Origin of the sequence: Anaeromyxobacter sp. PSR-1, assembly GCF_000964525.1 — a bacterium.
Lineage (GTDB): Bacteria > Myxococcota > Myxococcia > Myxococcales > Anaeromyxobacteraceae > Anaeromyxobacter.
Window position 1 is genome coordinate 1 of record NZ_BAZG01000324.1, and the last position, 2,186, is coordinate 2,186.

Annotated in this window: 3 protein-coding genes; all 3 read left to right on the forward strand. The window is 74.7% G+C overall.

Features of this window, described 5'->3' with window-relative positions; translation table 11 throughout:
- The first annotated feature begins 75 nt into the window (after window positions 1–75).
- On the forward strand, window positions 76–1,440 hold the full coding sequence (gene gltE / locus PSR1_RS23005; protein WP_237758217.1) for an adventurous gliding motility TPR repeat lipoprotein GltE: 1,365 nt from the start codon (window positions 76–78) through the stop codon (window positions 1,438–1,440).
- Between the two features lie 89 nt (window positions 1,441–1,529).
- A complete protein-coding gene (gene cglF, locus PSR1_RS23010; RefSeq protein WP_059439616.1) occupies window positions 1,530–1,799 on the forward strand; it encodes an adventurous gliding motility protein CglF in 270 nt (89 codons plus the stop codon).
- A 30-nt stretch (window positions 1,800–1,829) separates the two neighbouring features.
- On the forward strand, window positions 1,830–2,186 hold a 357-nt coding region (locus PSR1_RS23015; RefSeq protein ID WP_152643431.1), incomplete at its 3' end, for an FHA domain-containing protein.

The following is a 2,186-nucleotide window of genomic DNA, read 5'->3' on the forward strand; positions in this document are numbered from 1 at the left end:
CGCCGGCCGCGCCGACGCCGAGCCGCAGCTCCCCCGCCGCAAGAAGGGCGGCGACGAGGACGAGGACCTCCTGCCGTGACCACCGCGCGCACCGCCTCCCTGCTGCTCCTGCTCGCCGCCGCCGGCTGCGGCCGGCTCGCGCGCGAGCGCCCCGGCGCCGGCGTCAGGCGCCCGCCCCGGCCGGGGCTCCCCGCCGACGCGGCCGAGGCGCTCTCGGCCCGCTCGCAGCGGCTCTACGCCGAGGCCGTCCAGGCGCAGGAGGACCAGCGCCGGCTCAAGGTGCCCACCGACTGGGCGGTCCTCGAGCGCAAGTGGCGCGCGGTCCTCGACGCGGGCGAGGTCGCCGAGGCGCGGCACAACCTGGGCGTCGCGCTCGAGGCGCAGGGGCGCGTGGACGAGGCGCGGGCCGAGTACCAGAAGGCGCTCGCCGCGAAGCCGGGCCTGCGCCAGGCGGCCGTCAACCTGGGCGTGCTGCTCGAGAAGCAGGGCGACCTGGCCGGCGCGCAGTCGATCTACGCGGCGGTGGTGCGCGACTTCCCCGAGGACGCCCGCGCGCGCGAGCGGCTCGCGGCGATGTACCGCAACGCCGGGCAGCTCGACGAGGCCTGGCGGCTGGCCCGCGAGGCCCTGCTGCGCGACCCGCGCTCGGTGGGCGCGTACGTGGTGATGGCGCGGGTCTCCCTGCAGCGCGGCAACCTGGACGTGGCGCAGCTCATCCTGCTGCGCGCGCAGAAGCTCGCGCCGTCCGAGCCGGAGCTGCCGTTCCTCGCCGGCGAGGTGCTGGCGAAGCAGGGCGAGGTCGAGGCCGCGGCGGTGCAGTGGCGCAAGGCGCTCGCCCTCGACGACGGCTTCCTGCCGGCCCGCCGCGCGCTGCTCGACGCCGCCGTGAAGGGGCGCCGCTGGCCGGTGGTGGCGGAGCACGCCCAGGCCATGGTGCGCGCGGATCCGAAGAGCGCGCCGGCCTGGCTCGCGCTGGGCGTCGCGAAGCGGCACCTGGACAAGCCGGACGAGGCGCTGGCGGCGTACGCGCGGGCGCAGGAGGCGTCCGGCGACGCGCTGCCCGAGGTGCACCTCGCCCGCGGCGTGCTGTTCATGCGGGTGAAGAACGAGTGCGAGCCGGCGCTGGAGGAGCTCCGCGCCTACGGCCGGATGGTGGGGCCGGTGGCGGCCGCCGACTCGCCGGCGCTCAAGCTCCAGCGCGAGTGCGAGCAGATCGTGGCCGAGAACCGGCGGGCGCAGGAGGCCGCGAAGGAGATGCAGCGGGACGCGGAGCGCAAGGCGGCGGAGGCCGCCGCGCGCAAGGCCGCGGCGGCCGCGCCCGCGGTCGCGCCTGCCGCCGCCGGGGCAGGGGCGGGGGCGGGGAAGGGCGAGCCGGCGGAGCCGGGCACCGGTGCGGGCGGAGGTGCCGCTCCCACATCGCCCCCGAACCCGTCACGGTGAGCGTCGAGGTCGGTTCCGGAGCACAGGCGTTGCTACTTGCACCACCGGCCGCGGTGATAGCCTCGGCCAACGAGAATCGGGGTTCGAAGATGCGAATGCTTCTGCTCATGCTGGTGCTCGGCGTTCCGCTCGCGGCATCCGCCCAGTCGAAGGGCCAGGGGGCGGCCCAGCAGCCTCAGGGCAAGGTCGAGTACGAGAAGAAGACGGTGATCAACTTCGAGGACGACACCATCGAGGGCGACCTGAAGCGGCCCGACGGCGAGTACGTGGAGTCGCGCCAGAAGGTGGACCACTCCAACCTCATCAAGATCCGCGAGGACTGGCGCGACAAGGTGATGCAGGCATCCGGCGACCTGTAGCCGTCACCCAAGGCGACCACCCGGGAGACCATGGCCACCCCCATCACCCTCAAGGTGTTCCGCGGCAACGAGCTCGTGCGAAGCGAGCAGTTCAGCCGCGAGATCATCAAGATCGGACGCCTCGCGTCGGCGCACCTCGTGCTCGATGACGAGAAGGTCTCGCGCATCCACTCGGTGATCGAGGTCTCGCCGGACGGCGCCATCTCCATCATCGACATGGGCAGCGCCGAGGGGACCTTCGTCAACGGCAAGAAGGTCAGCCGCGGCGCGCTGCGTGCCGGGGACCAGATCACGCTGGGCGGCCTGCTCATCGTGGTGGAGGGCGCCGCGGCCGAGGCGCCCGCGCCGGTGCTCGCCGCCGTGCCCGCGGTCGAGGCGGTGAACCAC

Bases quoted from the DNA above. Each gene is read 5' to 3' on its own strand.
- cglF (WP_059439616.1), top strand. From the start codon at position 1,530: ATGCGAATGCTTCTGCTCATGCTGGTGCTCGGCGTTCCGCTCGCGGCA.